Origin of the sequence: Clostridium tertium (genome assembly GCF_902652255.1) — a bacterium.
Classification (GTDB): domain Bacteria; phylum Bacillota; class Clostridia; order Clostridiales; family Clostridiaceae; genus Clostridium; species Clostridium tertium_A.
The window spans coordinates 55,692-71,329 of the sequence record NZ_CACRTO010000020.1 but is presented as its reverse complement, the minus strand read 5'-3'; the positions used below and the strand labels follow the sequence as shown (position 1 = coordinate 71,329).

13 protein-coding genes are annotated in these 15,638 nt (G+C 27.0%); 6 read left to right on the top strand and 7 right to left on the bottom strand.

The window, feature by feature from the left end; genetic code table 11:
• Positions 1-72 precede the first annotated feature (72 nt).
• The 3 genes from cydC to GPX08_RS09240 form a co-directional block, all read right to left on the bottom strand.
• The gene (gene cydC / locus GPX08_RS09250; RefSeq protein ID WP_156626529.1) at positions 73-1,743 is read right to left on the bottom strand and encodes a thiol reductant ABC exporter subunit CydC; all 1,671 of its coding nucleotides are present in this window, start codon (positions 1,741-1,743) and stop codon (positions 73-75) included.
• Between the two features lies 1 nt (position 1,744).
• Complete coding sequence (locus tag GPX08_RS09245; protein ID WP_156626528.1) at positions 1,745-3,499, bottom strand: ATP-binding cassette domain-containing protein; 1,755 nt, start codon at positions 3,497-3,499, stop codon at positions 1,745-1,747.
• A gap of 281 nt (positions 3,500-3,780) precedes the next feature.
• Complete coding sequence (locus GPX08_RS09240; RefSeq protein WP_156626527.1) at positions 3,781-4,122, bottom strand: hypothetical protein; 342 nt, start codon at positions 4,120-4,122, stop codon at positions 3,781-3,783.
• 163 nt (positions 4,123-4,285) lie between these two features.
• Here GPX08_RS09240 and GPX08_RS09235 point away from each other — a divergent pair, with 163 nt between their 5' ends.
• The gene (locus GPX08_RS09235) at positions 4,286-4,513 is read left to right on the top strand and encodes a hypothetical protein (protein ID WP_156626526.1); all 228 of its coding nucleotides are present in this window, start codon (positions 4,286-4,288) and stop codon (positions 4,511-4,513) included.
• Between the two features lie 140 nt (positions 4,514-4,653).
• On the opposite strand, the gene GPX08_RS09230 is transcribed toward GPX08_RS09235, so the two are convergent.
• From GPX08_RS09230 to GPX08_RS09220, 3 genes are all read right to left on the bottom strand, one after another.
• Positions 4,654-5,340, bottom strand: coding sequence for a serine/threonine protein phosphatase (locus GPX08_RS09230; protein WP_156626525.1), 687 nt, complete (start codon positions 5,338-5,340; stop codon positions 4,654-4,656).
• 159 nt (positions 5,341-5,499) lie between these two features.
• Complete coding sequence (locus GPX08_RS09225) at positions 5,500-5,751, bottom strand: flagellar biogenesis protein (RefSeq protein WP_156626524.1); 252 nt, start codon at positions 5,749-5,751, stop codon at positions 5,500-5,502.
• 97 nt (positions 5,752-5,848) lie between these two features.
• The gene (locus GPX08_RS09220) at positions 5,849-7,957 is read right to left on the bottom strand and encodes a hypothetical protein (RefSeq protein ID WP_156626523.1); all 2,109 of its coding nucleotides are present in this window, start codon (positions 7,955-7,957) and stop codon (positions 5,849-5,851) included.
• Positions 7,958-8,119: 162 nt separating this feature from the next.
• On the opposite strand from GPX08_RS09220, the gene GPX08_RS09215 reads away from it, so the two are divergent.
• From GPX08_RS09215 to GPX08_RS09195, 5 genes are all read left to right on the top strand, one after another.
• Positions 8,120-9,145 carry a tetratricopeptide repeat protein gene (locus GPX08_RS09215; RefSeq protein WP_156626522.1) on the top strand — a complete coding sequence of 342 codons (1,026 nt, stop codon included), beginning with the start codon at positions 8,120-8,122 and terminating at the stop codon, positions 9,143-9,145.
• A 17-nt stretch (positions 9,146-9,162) separates the two neighbouring features.
• A complete protein-coding gene (locus tag GPX08_RS09210; RefSeq protein ID WP_156626521.1) occupies positions 9,163-10,233 on the top strand; it encodes a tetratricopeptide repeat protein in 1,071 nt (356 codons plus the stop codon).
• A 48-nt stretch (positions 10,234-10,281) separates the two neighbouring features.
• Positions 10,282-11,358: a hypothetical protein gene (locus GPX08_RS09205; RefSeq protein ID WP_156626520.1), complete on the top strand. Its 1,077-nt coding sequence runs from the start codon at positions 10,282-10,284 to the stop codon at positions 11,356-11,358.
• A 289-nt stretch (positions 11,359-11,647) separates the two neighbouring features.
• Positions 11,648-12,331, top strand: a complete 684-nt coding sequence (locus GPX08_RS09200; RefSeq protein ID WP_156626519.1) for a response regulator — start codon at positions 11,648-11,650, stop codon at positions 12,329-12,331.
• Between the two features lie 3 nt (positions 12,332-12,334).
• On the top strand, positions 12,335-13,762 hold the full coding sequence (locus tag GPX08_RS09195; RefSeq protein WP_156626518.1) for a HAMP domain-containing protein: 1,428 nt from the start codon (positions 12,335-12,337) through the stop codon (positions 13,760-13,762).
• 393 nt (positions 13,763-14,155) lie between these two features.
• Here the strand turns inward: GPX08_RS09195 and GPX08_RS09190 are convergent, their stop codons facing one another.
• The gene (locus GPX08_RS09190; RefSeq protein ID WP_156626517.1) at positions 14,156-15,376 is read right to left on the bottom strand and encodes a tyrosine--tRNA ligase; all 1,221 of its coding nucleotides are present in this window, start codon (positions 15,374-15,376) and stop codon (positions 14,156-14,158) included.
• Between the last annotated feature and the right edge of the window lie 262 nt (positions 15,377-15,638).

Here is a 15,638-nt window from a genome sequence, read left to right as displayed (position 1 = left end):
CCTGAAGGAATTTTTTCATTAATTTTTCATTATTCATTCTTAATTTCTCATTGTGTAACAGCACCTTATTTCTTATGCTAGTTCGATTTTCTTATTTTCTAATTTATAAACCTTATCGCATATAGCAGTTGTAGACTTTCTATGTGAAATAAGAATTATAGTTTTATCTTCGCAGTTTTCCTTAATAGACTTAAGTATTTCCCCTTCATTTAGAGCATCTAAATTACTTGTTGGTTCGTCTAATATAAGTACTTCACTATCTTTTAAGAAGGCTCTAGCTAGTCCAATTCTTTGTTTTTCTCCTGAAGATAGATTTGATCCAAGTTCCCCAACTTTAGTATCATATCCTTTAGGTAATGTTAATATAAAATCATGAATTGATGCTTTTATGCATGCTTCTATAATTTCTTCTTCAGTAGCATTTTTGTTTCCTATCTTAATGTTCTCTTTAATAGATTCATTAAATAAAAATGTTTCTTGGCTTACTAATCTTTGAGTATTTCTTAAAGATTTTGTATTAACTTCTTTTATGTTTATATTGTCTATTTTTATATCCCCTGAATTTACATCAAAGAATCTCATTATAAGCTTAATAAATGTACTCTTACCTATTCCACTTTCACCTATTAATGCAACCTTATCTCCTTTTTTAATATTGATATTAGTTCCATCTAATATAGTTTCTTTTCTGTTTGGATAAGAGAATGTTACATTATTGTATCTTATATCTTCACAGTTTATATCTGCTTTTCCTTCTACTTCTTCAACTAATGGATTTTCATCTAAAATCGCAAATATTCTCTCTGCACAAGCAAAGGTTTGAAGTAATGTGTTTGAAAGATTACTTAAGGCAACTACTAGTCCAAAAGAAGACGCAATTACTACTATAGCTACTATTGCAGCTGTAAATGTAATATCTCCTGATAAGAACTTGTGAATTCCTAGAACTACAAAAGTTAATATTGCTATCATAATTGTAAGATCTGTTAAAGCTCTTATTATTCCTTCATGTTCTTTTATCTTATCTAAGCTTTTATTTAACTTAGCTGAATTTTCTTTTATTTTTTCTAATCTTTTTTCACCATTTTTAAATAGTAATACTTCTTTTAAGCCTCTTAAAGAATCTAAAACATAGTTATTACTTTCTCCAAAGGCATTTCTGTAATTTACGCCTGCTTCTTTAGCAAAACTTGAAGATGCATATGGAATTACAAAACCAATTATTAAATAAAATATAGCTGCAATTACTCCAAAGATAGGGCTTATTGTAAATAATACTATAGCTATTATAGAGTTTGTTATAATTGCTATTGAAATTGGTGCTATTGTATGAGCATAAAATACTTCTAAAAGCTCTATATCAGAAGTTATTAATGCTATTAAGTTTCCTTTTTCCTTGCCTTCAAGCTTAGCTGGTGCAAGCTTTCTTAATACTGTAAAAATTTTATCTCTTAGAATATATAAAATCTTAAAAGCTATATAGTGACCTGATAATTGCTCTCCATATCTTAGAAATCCTCTAAGTATGGCTGAAACTGCCATAACTATTAATGCTCCTTTGAAGGATACAAAAGTTATATCTCCAATATAAGCCCCTAAAGCAACTGCTCCAAAAGCAGCAATAGAAATAGCTGCTAGAAATCCTAAAACTCCTAGAGATATTGTTATTAACATTATTGGTGCTAAAGGTTTTAGTTCAACTATTAACCTCTTCATTATTTGGAAGCCTGATCTTCTTTTCATATTAACAAACCTCCCTAATTTCTTCTAATTCATTTTGTTTATTAACCATGTTACTATAATATCCTTCAGCCTTCATTAACTCATTATGAGTTCCTTCTTCTACTAAAGCTCCCTTATTCATAACATATATGCTTTTAGCTTCTTTAACATTAGCTAATCTATGAGATATAACTAATATAGTCTTATCCTTAGAAAGTTCATATATAGCTTCCCATATAGCTTCTTCACTTTCTACATCTATATTTGATGTAGCTTCATCAAATATTATCATCTTTCTATCTGCAAGTATTGCTCTAGCTAGAGCTAATCTTTGCTTTTGGCCTCCAGATAAGGCACTTCCAGCCTCACCCACGTTAGTATTTAATTTATCTTTTAAGCCTTCTATAAAACTATCTAATCTTGATACTTTTAAGGCTTCATTTATTTCTTCTGTAGTGGCATCCTTTTTACCTACTAAAAGGTTATCTAATATACTTCCATTAAATATATAGCTATTAGTTGATATTAAAGCTATATTTTCATATATAAGATTTGAATCTAAGTTTTCAATATCTTTTGAGTTTAATAGAACTTGTCCTTTATTAACTTTGTGGTTATTTAGGATTATTGAAGCTATAGTACTCTTTCCAGAACCACTTTCTCCAACTATTGCAACTATTCCCTTTGGTGTTATTTCCATATTAACATCCTTAACAACTTCTCTTTCTCCATCATAGCTGAAAGTAACATTTTTAAGACTTATATTAATATCATCCTTAATTTTCTTTATAGAATTATCTACCGCTTTTTCTCTTTCCTTAGCATCTAGAATCCCAAAGATTCTATCTGATGCTGCCATACCATTCATAGCTATATGGAAGTAAGATCCTAAAAGTCTAAGTGGTATAAAGAATTCTGAAGATAAAAGTATTACTATAAGTAAACTTCCTGGAAGTAAATCACCATTACTAAATTGAATTAATGCTACTATAGTTCCAAGAGCTGCTCCTCCAAATGCAACTAAATCCATTATTGTAATAGAATTTAACTGCATACTTAAAACCTTCATAGTAATTTTTCTAAACTTCTCAGCTTCAACATTCATCTTTTCATGTCTTTCTTCATCTATATCGAAAACCTTTAATGTAGTAAGTCCTTGAAGGTTCTCTAAGAAGCTTCCACCTAGGTCTGAATAGCTTTTCCAGTAATCCTTTAAAATCCTCTTTGCAATCTTCATTATTGCAATAATAGAAATAGGAATAAGAGGTACTGAAAGTATGAATACTAATGCCGCTTTAAAAGATACAAAGCTCATAAAAATAAATAATGTAACTGGTACTAATAAAGAATAGAAGAATTGAGGTAGATATTTCCCAAAGTATATTTCTAACTGCTCTACTCCTTCTACCATTACTTGGACTATTGAAGATGTACTTTCTACACTGCTATATCCTGTACCAAGTCTAAGTAATTTTTTATATACAAGTTCTCTTAAAGTTGTCCTAGCCTCTGATGAAGCTAAATTTGAAAACTTCGCATATAAGATATTAGAAATAAATCTTATAGTTAAAAGAATAACTATAATAATTCCTGGTTTTAAAATTGAATTGAGATTTATATAAGTTAATTCACCAGTGTAAACTTTATTAATAAACTGTCCAATAAGAAAAACAATTATTATGTTGCAAATGATTGCAAGCCAGTTTACTAGTATAGTTAGTCCGATATACTTTTTCGATTGGCTACATAAGTTTATTAGCCTTTTATTGATCATCATAATATCTTCTCCTCACTTAATTGATATTGATACTCATTTATACATGATAATTACATTTGATAGTATAGCCTAAATGATATCCATTTTCAATAGTAAATTAAAATTTTAACATGTTTTTTTCTAATTTCACTAATAATCTCCTCTGTAACATCTAGAAATATCCAATATAAAAAGGTGTATTTCACATTAATGAAATACACCTTTTTCTTATAATTGGAATAAAATTAATTTCTATTTTATTTATTTTTAATTATTAATTAAGGGCTATCTTTTGATAGCCCTTATCTTTTATATATTTGAATTTTTCTTTTAATATTTTCATAAATAAAGCTTATGATTAAAGATGTAACTATTAACAAAATAAGACCTATAAAGCTAAAAGTACTGCCATTTTTTCTAAAGGTGATAAAATTTAGGATATCTAAATCTAATAAGTAACTTAATATGTAATATCCAATTATGGTACTAAGAATAATAATATAGGCACTCCTTTTATCTTTCTTTGTTATATTATTTTTACTCTCTTCTTTTCTTTTATTAACTAACTTGTTATCTTTAACTATCATAACTAATCCAAATACTACAACTAATAAAATAACTATCTGAAATAATAAATTAATCATATTAAACCCACCTTATTTAAAAGTAAATATTTTCCTCCCTATTATATACCATTATATATTTATTTACTATTAATTGTTATTAAAAAACTTCTACTTAAATAAATCCCTTAATTATGTGAGATACATGATATAATTGTAATATAATGTATTTACGGGGTGTAAAATGGACACTATAATAATTCTAACCTTATTAATATTATCTATAATATATATAGAACGGCTGTATAAAATGAAATTTAAATATGAAAAAAGAAGAGAAGTTAAAGTTTTACAATTAGCTATTTTTGCTTTATCTATAATTGCTGTAATAACTGGTCTATGGGATATATTTATACTAGTTTTTATACTTATATTAATTTTACTTTTCTTACCTAAAAAATTTTATAAATAATCTACTATCTACGTATTTCTTTGTTTAAAATATTGTTGGTAGACTTACATACTTATTAAATTAACTAAAAAAAGAAACTCAGCTTTCCTGAGTTTCTTAAATTATTTTTTCATTATTAATTATTTCATTCTTTATTAATCCTAAAGTATTTTTATAGGATCAAAATTTAAATAATCGCAAGAAGTTATTATATATTCAGTTCCTTCAAAGTCTCCTGAAAAGGCAGTATTTAATGATGGTCCATGTAAATGACCATAAATCACCTTTTCCACTCCATATTCTTTAAATAATTCTGTGAAGGCAGATGGTTGCCCCTTATCATTTAGTGGTGGATAATGAATCATAACTATAAACTTCTCATATCCAGCTTCTTTTGCCTTATCTAAAGATAGTCTTAATCTTATTAATTCCCTATCAAATATCTTCTTATCTTTTTCAGTAAATCTATCTGTTCCTTCAAGTATCCATCCTCTTGAACCACAAATAGCATAATCTTCATATATGTAGAAGTTATTTTGTAGGAACTTCATATCTTCATACATATTATTAAGCTTTGATATTCCACCCCACCAATAGTCATGGTTACCTTTTGATATAATCTTTTTGCCAGGTAATGAATTAATCCAATCTAAATCTACCTTACTATCATTTGATCTCATTGACCAAGATATATCTCCTGCAATCAATACCATATCATTTTCTGTAATTTTATTAGTCCAATTTTCCTGTATCTTTTCATCATGCTTAAGCCACTTATCTCCAAATATATCCATAGGCTTATCTGCTGCATTAGCAAGATGAAGATCTGAAATAGCGTATAAAGCCATTAATTTAACTCACCTTTCTAAAATTTAAAATTAAAAATGAAAAATGAAGAATTATTTATGTAATTCTTACAGAATTACTAAAATTAATTACTTTTCAAAACTCCTAAAGGAGTTTTTTCTTTAATTTTTCATTCTTAATTTTTCATTCTTCATTTAGCGCTAGCTATCTAAATCTGTAATATATGCAATTATATGTGCTACCGCTTCATAAATATCCGCTGGTATATATTCACCAACATCTACATTGCAAAGTAAATCTGTCAATTCCTTATTATACACTATAGGAACATCATTTTCTTCTGCTTTTTCAACTATTTTATCTGCAATATGTCCAATTCCACTTGCAGTAACTATTGGAGCTATTAAATTCTCTTCATATTTCAAGGCTGCTGCCTTTTTACTCCACTTCATTATATCCCCCTGTTTTACTTACCTTTCTATTATATTGTTCCTTTTTCATATATCTATATAAATTCTTTTTTCTAAATTAATTAATTTAAATTATTTCTTAAACCCTTCTATCTAATGAAATTCCAGAGTCAGGATTAAAGAAATCCCTACATGTAGTTAATGAAACTTCTTCAACTTTCTTATCAACCCTTACATCTACTAAAAATCCCATAGTTTCTATATTGGATATTAATTTGTTTTTTGCCATATCTATTATTTTAACAAATTTCTCTTCACATTTTAAATCAATATCTATTTTTTTATCTAAAACTTTCATATACCCATCTACTATGCCTAAATTCTTCGTATCTATAGTTATTACCATTTTAATATTTGTACTATCAATTTTTTTACTATCTTTTCTTTTATCCTTAACTATAATCTTACATGGGTATTCATTTTCCCTAACCTTAACTGGAATATCTGCATAATAATATTCTGTACTTAACTTATTAAATAATTTTATTTCATTTATATTATTTTTAATAACTTCAATAATCTTATCTGATAAAATATTTTCATTTTTTATAGAATTTATAATGTCTTTTATTATTTCTTTACCAGCTTCTCCAGTATTATTAATAGATGATTTAATTATATCCTTGCTTAGAAGTTTTGAATTTAAATCTTCTGTTCCAGATTTAATACTATTTAAACTATTTAAAACTTCATCATTATTTTTAGTTCCAGCTGCTTTTATATCTTTTGCATTAATATTAGAATCATTTAACTGACTTTTAAGTGACTCCTCTTTTTCAACTATTTCTTGATATTTTAAGTTTATCCCATCTGTTAACTTAGTAAACTCCTCTTCTGTTAAAGTTATCCCTTTGCCCATAAGATTAGATAATACAGTTTCAGCTTCTCCCTTAGTAAACTCTAAAGCATTAGTAATTCCTAATGCTTCATTATTAGATTTATTAACATAGCTACTGAAATTATCTATTAATGAATTTTCTCCTATTTCATTGTATTCAGCAATAACTGACTTAAGGTTATTTATGAACTCCTCTGGCTTTAGGTTATTTATTAAATTTGATAACCTATCAAACTCAGCACTTGTAAAAGATGCTCTTCTATTCAATAGTATATCTCTTAAGCTTAAATTTAAATAATCCTCTGTTTGACCAGAAATTGATTTTAAAATTGATAATAAGCTTACCTTAGAACTTTGAGTTTCTGATTTTTGATATAAGGCATTTAATGCTTTATTTATACTTTTACCTTCATTTTGATTTTCATTATTAGCCTTACTTAATAATTCATTACCTTCAATAGAGTTTTCTATATTACTATCTAATGTCACTGTTTTTTCTAAATTGGAATTAATTTTTTCTAATAAATTGTTATCCTTCCCCAATAAATCACCTTCATACTCTCCTTGTAACTCTATTGCTGATTGTGATAATAGTTCATTAAGTTCTTCCATACTTATACCCATATTATTCGCTAAAGCTTCCTTTAAAAACGTAGCTTCTCCTTGAATATTATTAAGAACCTTTAATATACTATTATCTCCTTTAAAAACATTATTGTATGCCTTAATATTGTCCTTTGTAATCTCTATATTATTTTCAAATAATAATAGTAAATCTTCCTTACTTAAGGTTTTAAAAACATTTAGGAATTCTTTAAGTTCAGCACTTACCTTATTTCCTTCTGTACTTTCAGGGGATATTCCCTTTGTCTCTAGGTACTTTGAAATAAACTCATCTATTTCACTTTCATTAAGATTAATCTTATCTAAAAATTGTCCTAGTGCTTGAAGCTCCTTAATATTTTCTCTAGTTAAAGGTATATTGAATTTAACCATAGACTTTAGTAGATCAATATTCTCTTTACTAAGTCCTTCTTTCGTTATTATATTTTCAAAGTCTCCAGAACCTAAATCTTCTATATCTATATTTTTAGCTACTATTTTTAGTTTAAGTTTTCCTTCTTCAAAACCTTCAACTTCAAATCTATGAAAGCCTTTGCTTAATGAGTCTATATCTCCATCTATCTCCGCTTCAAATTCCCAACCATCTACTAACTTTATAACTGCTTCTTTTCCATCTTTCTTTACTATCTTCCCTGAAAATCTCTCCCCAGTATCGAAAGTCATCTTACTACTTATTCTTTTATTATTTATATTATAGGAGTTACCAACATTAAAAATTCCTGGCATAATTTCACCTCATATTATCATCTATATTACTTATAATATCGTGTATATAAAAAAAAATCTTAACTTTTGATTTGGAAACATCTTGGAAATATTATTATTATCTTTAGAAAATATTGCCTTATATAATAAAATCAAAGATAAAAATTAGAAGGAGGTTTTATTATGATAAGAAAAAAGCTAATAGAAATATTAATATCATCTATTATTTTAGTTCCCTTGTTATTTGTCTCTTGTAATAATTCTACTAAAAAAATAACTATATCAGAAGATACTCAAACTGAAATTGCTTTAGAAGAAAGTGAAGTTTTAAGTGCAATAACAGATGGTGAGAAACTTATCGATGAAGGAAAATTTGAGGAAGCAAAAGAAGAATTCATTAAAGCAGTTAATTTAGATAAGACTAATAAGGAAATGTACCTAAGAATAAAAGATAAATACTTATCTGTAGATAAGACAGATGAAGCTTATTATTTTATTAAAACTGCTGTTACAAATAATGTGGATGTTGAAAATATGAAATCTGTATTAAAAGATATATCTGACAAATTTGAAAAAATAAACATTCAAACTTCAGTATATCAAAATAGCAATTATTCATTGCCTCAAGAAGTTTCCACTATGATTTCAGGTGAACAAGTTAATATTCCAGTATCTTGGGAAAACCAAGTAGTAGATACAGCCAATATAGGAACTTTCACTTTTCAAGGATATAACGAGGAGTATGGAAGAAATGCAGTATTAGATCTTACTGTCTTAGAAAATTCTTACGAAAGACAATATGGTTTCTTAAAAAATATTAAAACTGAGAATGGAAAGACTTATCTATATGTTGATTTAATAGAACTCTATTTAGGATATGAAGCTTTACCTGAAGCTATAAAAGATAATAAAGCTGGATATGACGAAGAAAGAAAAGAATACTTTATACCTGATCCAATTTATATTAGAAATAATTATAATACTATTTCCACTTATTTAGTTGATAATAATACCTCTTATTATTTATGCGCCCATAATTTTTTTCCAGAAAAATCAGAATTAAAATCTGGAGATGAAGTACCTGTTTCTTTAGATGAATTTTCTGCAATGAATACTAAGTATCTCAATGATTCTAACTATGGGCTAATGGTATGGTTCGATATAAAGAATGGTACAGTAACAAAAATTTCTCAGCAATATAGACCATAATATAAAGGAGAATTAATATGTTTAAGAAAGTAAAAAAATACGGAATAATTTTTATCATTCTATCTTTATCAATATTTTTATACTCTTGTACTGATAGTACAAAAAAAGTTACACTTTCTGAAAACACTGGAGAAGATATATTAGTAGAAGAAGATGAAATAGCTGAATACCTAAATACTGCAAATAAACTTCTTTCTGATAATCAATTTACTGAGGCTAATGATTTATATAATAAAGCACTTTCTTTAGATAATACAAATAAGGACTTATATATAGAGATTAAAGATAACCTCATTAATTCAAATAGATATGAAGATGCTTATACTGTAATAAAAAGAGCTATTGATAATAATGTTGACGTTGAAGAAATGAAATCTGTATTAAAAGATATATCTGACAACTTCGAAGTTATTAAGTTATCAAATTCAATTTATCAAAATAGCAATTACTCATTACCTAAAGAAGTTTCCACTATGATTTCAGGTGAAGAAGTTAATATTCCAGTATCTTGGGAAAACCAAGTAGTAGATACAGCTAATATAGGAACTTTCGCTTTTCAAGGATATAACGAGGAATATGGAAGAAATATAACTGTAGAACTCACTGTTTTAGAGAATGTTTATGATAAGCAAATAGGCTCTATAAAAAAAATATATACTTCTAATGGAAAAACTTATATAGATATTGATTTAGTTGAATTTTATACAGGTGAGGAAGCTTTAGCTGAAGCAAAAAAAGATAATGCTGCTGCTTATGATGAAACAACAGAAGAGTATTTCCTTCCATTCGGCAATTATATAAGAAACAATTATAGTACTATAACAACTTATGAAGTTTCAAAAGATTCCATTTACCAACTATATTTTCTTGATTTATTCGCTTTAGGTTACGATAGTGAATCACAAATACCTGAACTTAATACAGTTTCTTATGAAACTTTTAAAAGTTATATTGATATGAGATACAAAATGCAAGTAGATTCTGGACACGTTGTAAATGGAGAAATTGAAAGCACTGCTACAACATTATCATGGATTGAACTTAAAAATAATACAGCACAATCTATATATAGAAGATATGCATTTTAATAAAATACCCCCAGTATTGTATTCAACAAAAATTAAAGGAGAATTAATATGTTTAAGAAAGTAAAAAAATGCGGAATAATTCTTATCATTTTATCTTTATCAATATTTTTATACTCTTGTACCGATAGTACAAAAAAAGTTACACTTTCTGAAAACACTGGAGAAGATATATTAGTAGAAGAAGATGAAATAGCTGAGTCTATAAATACTGCCAAAAAACTTCTTTCTGATAATCAATTTACTGAAGCTAATGATTTATATAATAAAGCACTTTCCTTAGATAATACAAATAAGGACTTATATATAGAGATTAAAGATAACCTTATTAGTTCAAATAGATATGAAGATGCTTATAATGTAGTTAAAAAAGCTATTGATAATAATATAGATGTAGATAATATGAATAAAATAGCTAAGGATATTGCTTCAAATTTTCAAACTATACAAGTTAACTATTCAACTTATGAAGAATCAAACTTTATCTTACCATCTACTATTACTACTACATTGGATAATAAGGAGGTTACACTAATTGTGGCTTGGGATAATTCCTCTGTAAATACAAAAAAGGTTGGTGAATACTCTTATAAAGGATTTAGTGAAGAGCATTTTAGAAATATTGAAGCTAAGGTTAATATTTTAAATAGAAAAGAAAAGGTTATTGGCTCAATTAAAAATATATATACTTCTAATGGCAAAACTTATATTGATGTAGATTTAGTTGAGTTTTACTTTGGAAGTAAGATAGCATTACCTGAAGCTATGAAAGATGATAATGCCGTGTATGATGAAGAAAGAGGAGAATATTTTCTATCTGATGGTTATTATATAAGAAACAACTATACAACTATAACTACCTACGAGGTTTCAGATAATTGTAATTATAAATTATTAGAACATGATTTAGAAGAAAGACTAGGTTATGAGATTGATAATAAAGGAACATCCGATATTAATTTTGATTGTTCAGCTAAAGATTTTAAGGAAGTTATAAAATTATATAATGAATTTGAAAAAGAAGAATTTGATGATAAAGGTAGACCAATTACTAATAGATCAAAATTGTGCTGGATTGAATTAGATGCTGGAATAGCTCAATCTATATATAGACAGTACACACCATAGCTGCTGTCGCACATTGAATAATTAAAAAATGAAGAATGAAAAATTAATGTTAAAACTTCTAGAGAAGTTTTTATAAAAATGTATTTTCAGTAATTCCTAAGGAATTAGCTAAATAAACTGGCTTCCCCAAATACTATCGTAGTTTTTTCATTCTATTTTTTAGGGACTGTCTTTATGGCAGTCCTGATTATTTCTCATCTATTCAACCACTCTTAATAATGTAAACTATTTATTATTTTGTAAAAATTTGTTATAATTAAGCTATATTACTTTCTAAAGGAGGTAGGAAATGAATAATGAAATATTAATTATCGAAGATGATAAATCAATAAATGACATACTATTTCACACATTAAAATCAGAAGGATATCTTCCTTATAGTGCATTCACTTTAAAAGATGCTAGAAATTATTTAAATATTAATTTGCCTGACTTAATATTATTAGATTTAAACTTACCTGATGGAGATGGATTTCAGTTATGCAAAGAAATAAACTTAAATAACTCTATTCCAATTATAATACTTACTGCTAAAAATGATATTGTGGACAAGGTTCTTGGCCTCGAACTTGGTGCAGATGACTATATTACTAAACCCTTTCATATTAAAGAGGTAATAAGCAGAATTAGAGCTATTTTTAGAAGAATAGAAAAGACTACTAATGGTACTAATTCTAGCTTTACCAATATAAATGAAAGTGTGAAAATTAACTTTAAAAATAGAACAGTCTTAAAAGATAATGAGCTTATGCAACTTAAACCAAAAGAGTACGAGCTTCTTGAATTCTTTGTTCAAAATAGGAATAAAGTTTTCTCCAGAGAACAGCTTATTGATAATGTTTGGGAGTTTTCTTATGATGGTGATTTAAGAACAGTAGATATTCATATAAGAAGACTTAGAAGTAAACTAGATACTAAGGGTACCCCATCAATAATTGAAACAGTTTTCTCTGTCGGATATATTATGAGGTAGATTATGAAAATTAAATATAAATTCACCTTAATTATTACAAGTATTCTTATTATTTTGGGACTCTCCCTAAATATTTCTGTAAGAAAAATACTTAAGGATAATATGGAAAGTTCAATTACCTCTTCAATGAAAGAAGTTATGAAAAGTACTAGAGAATCTATAAAATATACCTTATCTCAAAGAAACTACTTATATAAAGATAAGGCTTTAAAAGAAGAAGCAAATTATTTACTAGATTATATATCACAAAACTTTGATAGTACACTACAAATTTGTGATATTAGTGGAAATGTTTTAGCTTCAAATCTCTCATTTAAACCAATAGAAATAAGTCAAAACCTTAGTGAAGTTAAGGCAGGTAAAACTATAGTTAATATAAAGTATCAAGATAATAAACTTATAGGAATTCTTTCCTACCCTATAATAATAAATGAAAGTTATATTGGAATTATAAATTTAAATAAAGATTATACTCCTTTATATGAGGAATATTATAAAGCAACAAATATTTTAACATTAATTGAAGTAATATTAATAATCTTTATATTTCTATTATCAACTAGGTTAACTAATAAAATAGCAAAGCCTATTACAAACTTAACTATAGCATCAAAAAGCCTTGGAGAAGGTAATTATGATGTATTATTAAACACTGAAGGTACTGATGAAATATCAATTTTATCTAGGGAGTTCCTTAATATGAAAAATAAAATTAAAGAGCAAATATTAGATATAGAAAGTGAAAAAGAAAAGGTGGAAAAATTAGCACTAAGTAGAAAAATATTTTTTGATACAGTAACTCATGAACTTAAAACTCCACTTACTTCAATAATTGGATACTCAGAAATGATATTAGAAAATGTAGTAGATGATGAAGAATTCAAAAAAAGAGCCGTAAGTAGAATATATTCAGAAAGCCAAAGATTAAATACCCTTGTATTAGAAATAATAAAAATATCTAAAGGTCTTTCTTCAATAAAAGAAGAATATATAGAATTTAATATAAAGGAACTACTAGAACAAGTAATTTCTGATATGTCTATAAAAGCTGAAAAATATAATTTAAACATAATCTATAATTTAGAAGATAGTATCTTAAAGATTAAAGTTAATAAAATAAAAGAAGTGTTTATAAATTTAATAGATAATGCAATTAAATACTCTATTAACAATAATGATAATAATATTGAAATCTGCGGATATATAAAGGACAACTTATACAAAGTTTCAATTATTAATGAAGCTAATCCAATTCCAGAAGAAATATATAGCCATGTTTTTGAACCCTTTATAAAAATTAATTCAGATGAGGACAACTATAGTTCTGGCCTAGGACTATATCTTTGTAGTGAAATAATAAAAGATCATAATGGAAGTATTACTTTATCAAATGGCAATAAAGTCGAAGCAACTGTATCCCTTCCCATTTAAAATGCAAATATAACTGCAAATATAAATATAATATGCTCCATAAGACAAATGGCTACAAAAAGAAGTTCTAAGGTTCGTAAAAACTACTAAGACCAAGAGTTTTGGTAGAACTCGCATGCGCTCAGACAAACCAACAACTCTAAGGCCTAGCAGTTTTTCCTTCACCAAGAACTTCTAATTTTTCACCATATGCTTATTTCACATATTATATTTATATTCGCTTGTAACTTAGCATTTAAAATTAAAAAATGAAGAGGGCCTATCACACAATTTAAAATTAATAAAAAAAGAAACTCAGTTTACCTGAGTTTCCTCCTTAATTGTTAATTGTTAATTGTTAATTCTTAACTGTTAATTATTAATTGAAAAAAGGCTGCATATGCAGCCCTTTTTTTACTCTACTACTATTTTGTTGTAGTTTTTCTTACCTCTTTTTAATAAAGCAGCTCCATCTTCAAGGTCTGATTCTTCAAGAGTCCTAGTAACTTCAGTTACTTTTTCACCATTTAAAGAAAGTCCTCCTTGCTGAATTAATCTTCTTCCTTCAGCCTTTGATGGCACTATTTTATTTTCAGCCATTATATCTAAGATTGTTGAGCCAAGCTTTTCTTTAGATATAGTAACTGTTGGAACGTTACTCATATCTACTCCACCTGAGAATAAAGCTTCAGCAGCAGTCTTAGCCTTAAGTGCTTCCTCTTCTCCATGAACTAACTTAGTTACTTCAAAAGCAAGTCTCTTCTTAGCTTCATTAATAGCTGCACCTTCAACTGCACAAATACTTCTTACTTCATCCATAGGTACGAAAGTTAATAATGCTAAACATTTTTCTACATCTGCATCATCAACATTTCTCCAATATTGGTAGAAATCAAATGGAGATACTTTATTAGGATCAAGCCATAAAGCTCCTCCTACAGTTTTACCCATCTTTTGTCCTTGGCTATTAGTTAAAAGTGTACAAGTCATAGCCATTGATTGACCTTGAGCTTTTCTTCTAACTAATTCAACACCTGCAATCATATTTGACCACTGGTCATCTCCACCTAATTGCATCTTACATCCATATTTTTGGTTTAATACATAGAAATCATATCCTTGCATTAACATATAATTAAACTCTAAGAAAGAAAGTCCTTTTTCTAATCTTTGCTTAAAACATTCAGCTGTAAGCATTCTATTTACTGAGAAATGAACTCCTACTTCTCTTAGGAAATCTACATAATTTAAATTTAATAACCAATCAGCGTTATTAACTAATATAGCCTTATCATCAGAAAAGTCTATAAATTTTTCCATTTGCTTTTTAATAGAATCAACATTATGTTGAATTTGCTCTTTAGTTAACATTGATCTCATATCAGTTTTTCCTGATGGATCTCCAACCATAGCTGTTCCACCACCAACAAGAGCTATTGGTCTGTGACCTGCTCTTTGCATATGAGCCATAAACATTAAAGCAATAAAATGTCCAACATGTAAACTATCAGCAGTTGGATCAAATCCTATATAAAAAGTTATTTTTTCCTTTTCTAAAAGTTCTCTAGTCTCATCTTCATGAGTAAATTGCTTTATGTATCCACGATCTAATAATTCATCTAAAACATTAGCCATTCCACGTAACCTCCTATTTATTACTTATTATAGTATATCTTTTTATAGACATAATATCAATGTTGAATTAATAGAAATTCTACCTACTTTTTATTCAGTTATAAACTCTAATCATCTAAAATAAATATCACTTATATTAACTTAAATTAGGGTAAAAGTTTAAATGAACCAATCTAAATCTATAATTTATATTAAGCTTAAATAATTATATTATTCAACTTAGTACTAACTATTATATAATTTTGTTTAGTCTTAAACTTCT

Coding starts and splice junctions, on each gene's coding strand:
- GPX08_RS09210 (WP_156626521.1), top strand. CDS start 9,163: ATGTTTAAGAAAGTAAAAAAATACGGAATAATTTTTATCATTCTATCT.
- GPX08_RS09215 (WP_156626522.1), top strand. CDS start 8,120: ATGATAAGAAAAAAGCTAATAGAAATATTAATATCATCTATTATTTTA.
- GPX08_RS09245 (WP_156626528.1), bottom strand. CDS start 3,499: ATGATGATCAATAAAAGGCTAATAAACTTATGTAGCCAATCGAAAAAG.
- GPX08_RS09225 (WP_156626524.1), bottom strand. CDS start 5,751: ATGAAGTGGAGTAAAAAGGCAGCAGCCTTGAAATATGAAGAGAATTTA.
- GPX08_RS09200 (WP_156626519.1), top strand. CDS start 11,648: ATGAATAATGAAATATTAATTATCGAAGATGATAAATCAATAAATGAC.
- GPX08_RS09220 (WP_156626523.1), bottom strand. CDS start 7,957: ATGCCAGGAATTTTTAATGTTGGTAACTCCTATAATATAAATAATAAA.
- GPX08_RS09190 (WP_156626517.1), bottom strand. CDS start 15,376: ATGGCTAATGTTTTAGATGAATTATTAGATCGTGGATACATAAAGCAA.
- GPX08_RS09230 (WP_156626525.1), bottom strand. CDS start 5,340: ATGGCTTTATACGCTATTTCAGATCTTCATCTTGCTAATGCAGCAGAT.
- GPX08_RS09205 (WP_156626520.1), top strand. CDS start 10,282: ATGTTTAAGAAAGTAAAAAAATGCGGAATAATTCTTATCATTTTATCT.
- GPX08_RS09195 (WP_156626518.1), top strand. CDS start 12,335: ATGAAAATTAAATATAAATTCACCTTAATTATTACAAGTATTCTTATT.
- GPX08_RS09240 (WP_156626527.1), bottom strand. CDS start 4,122: ATGATTAATTTATTATTTCAGATAGTTATTTTATTAGTTGTAGTATTT.
- GPX08_RS09235 (WP_156626526.1), top strand. CDS start 4,286: ATGGACACTATAATAATTCTAACCTTATTAATATTATCTATAATATAT.
- cydC (WP_156626529.1), bottom strand. CDS start 1,743: ATGAAAAGAAGATCAGGCTTCCAAATAATGAAGAGGTTAATAGTTGAA.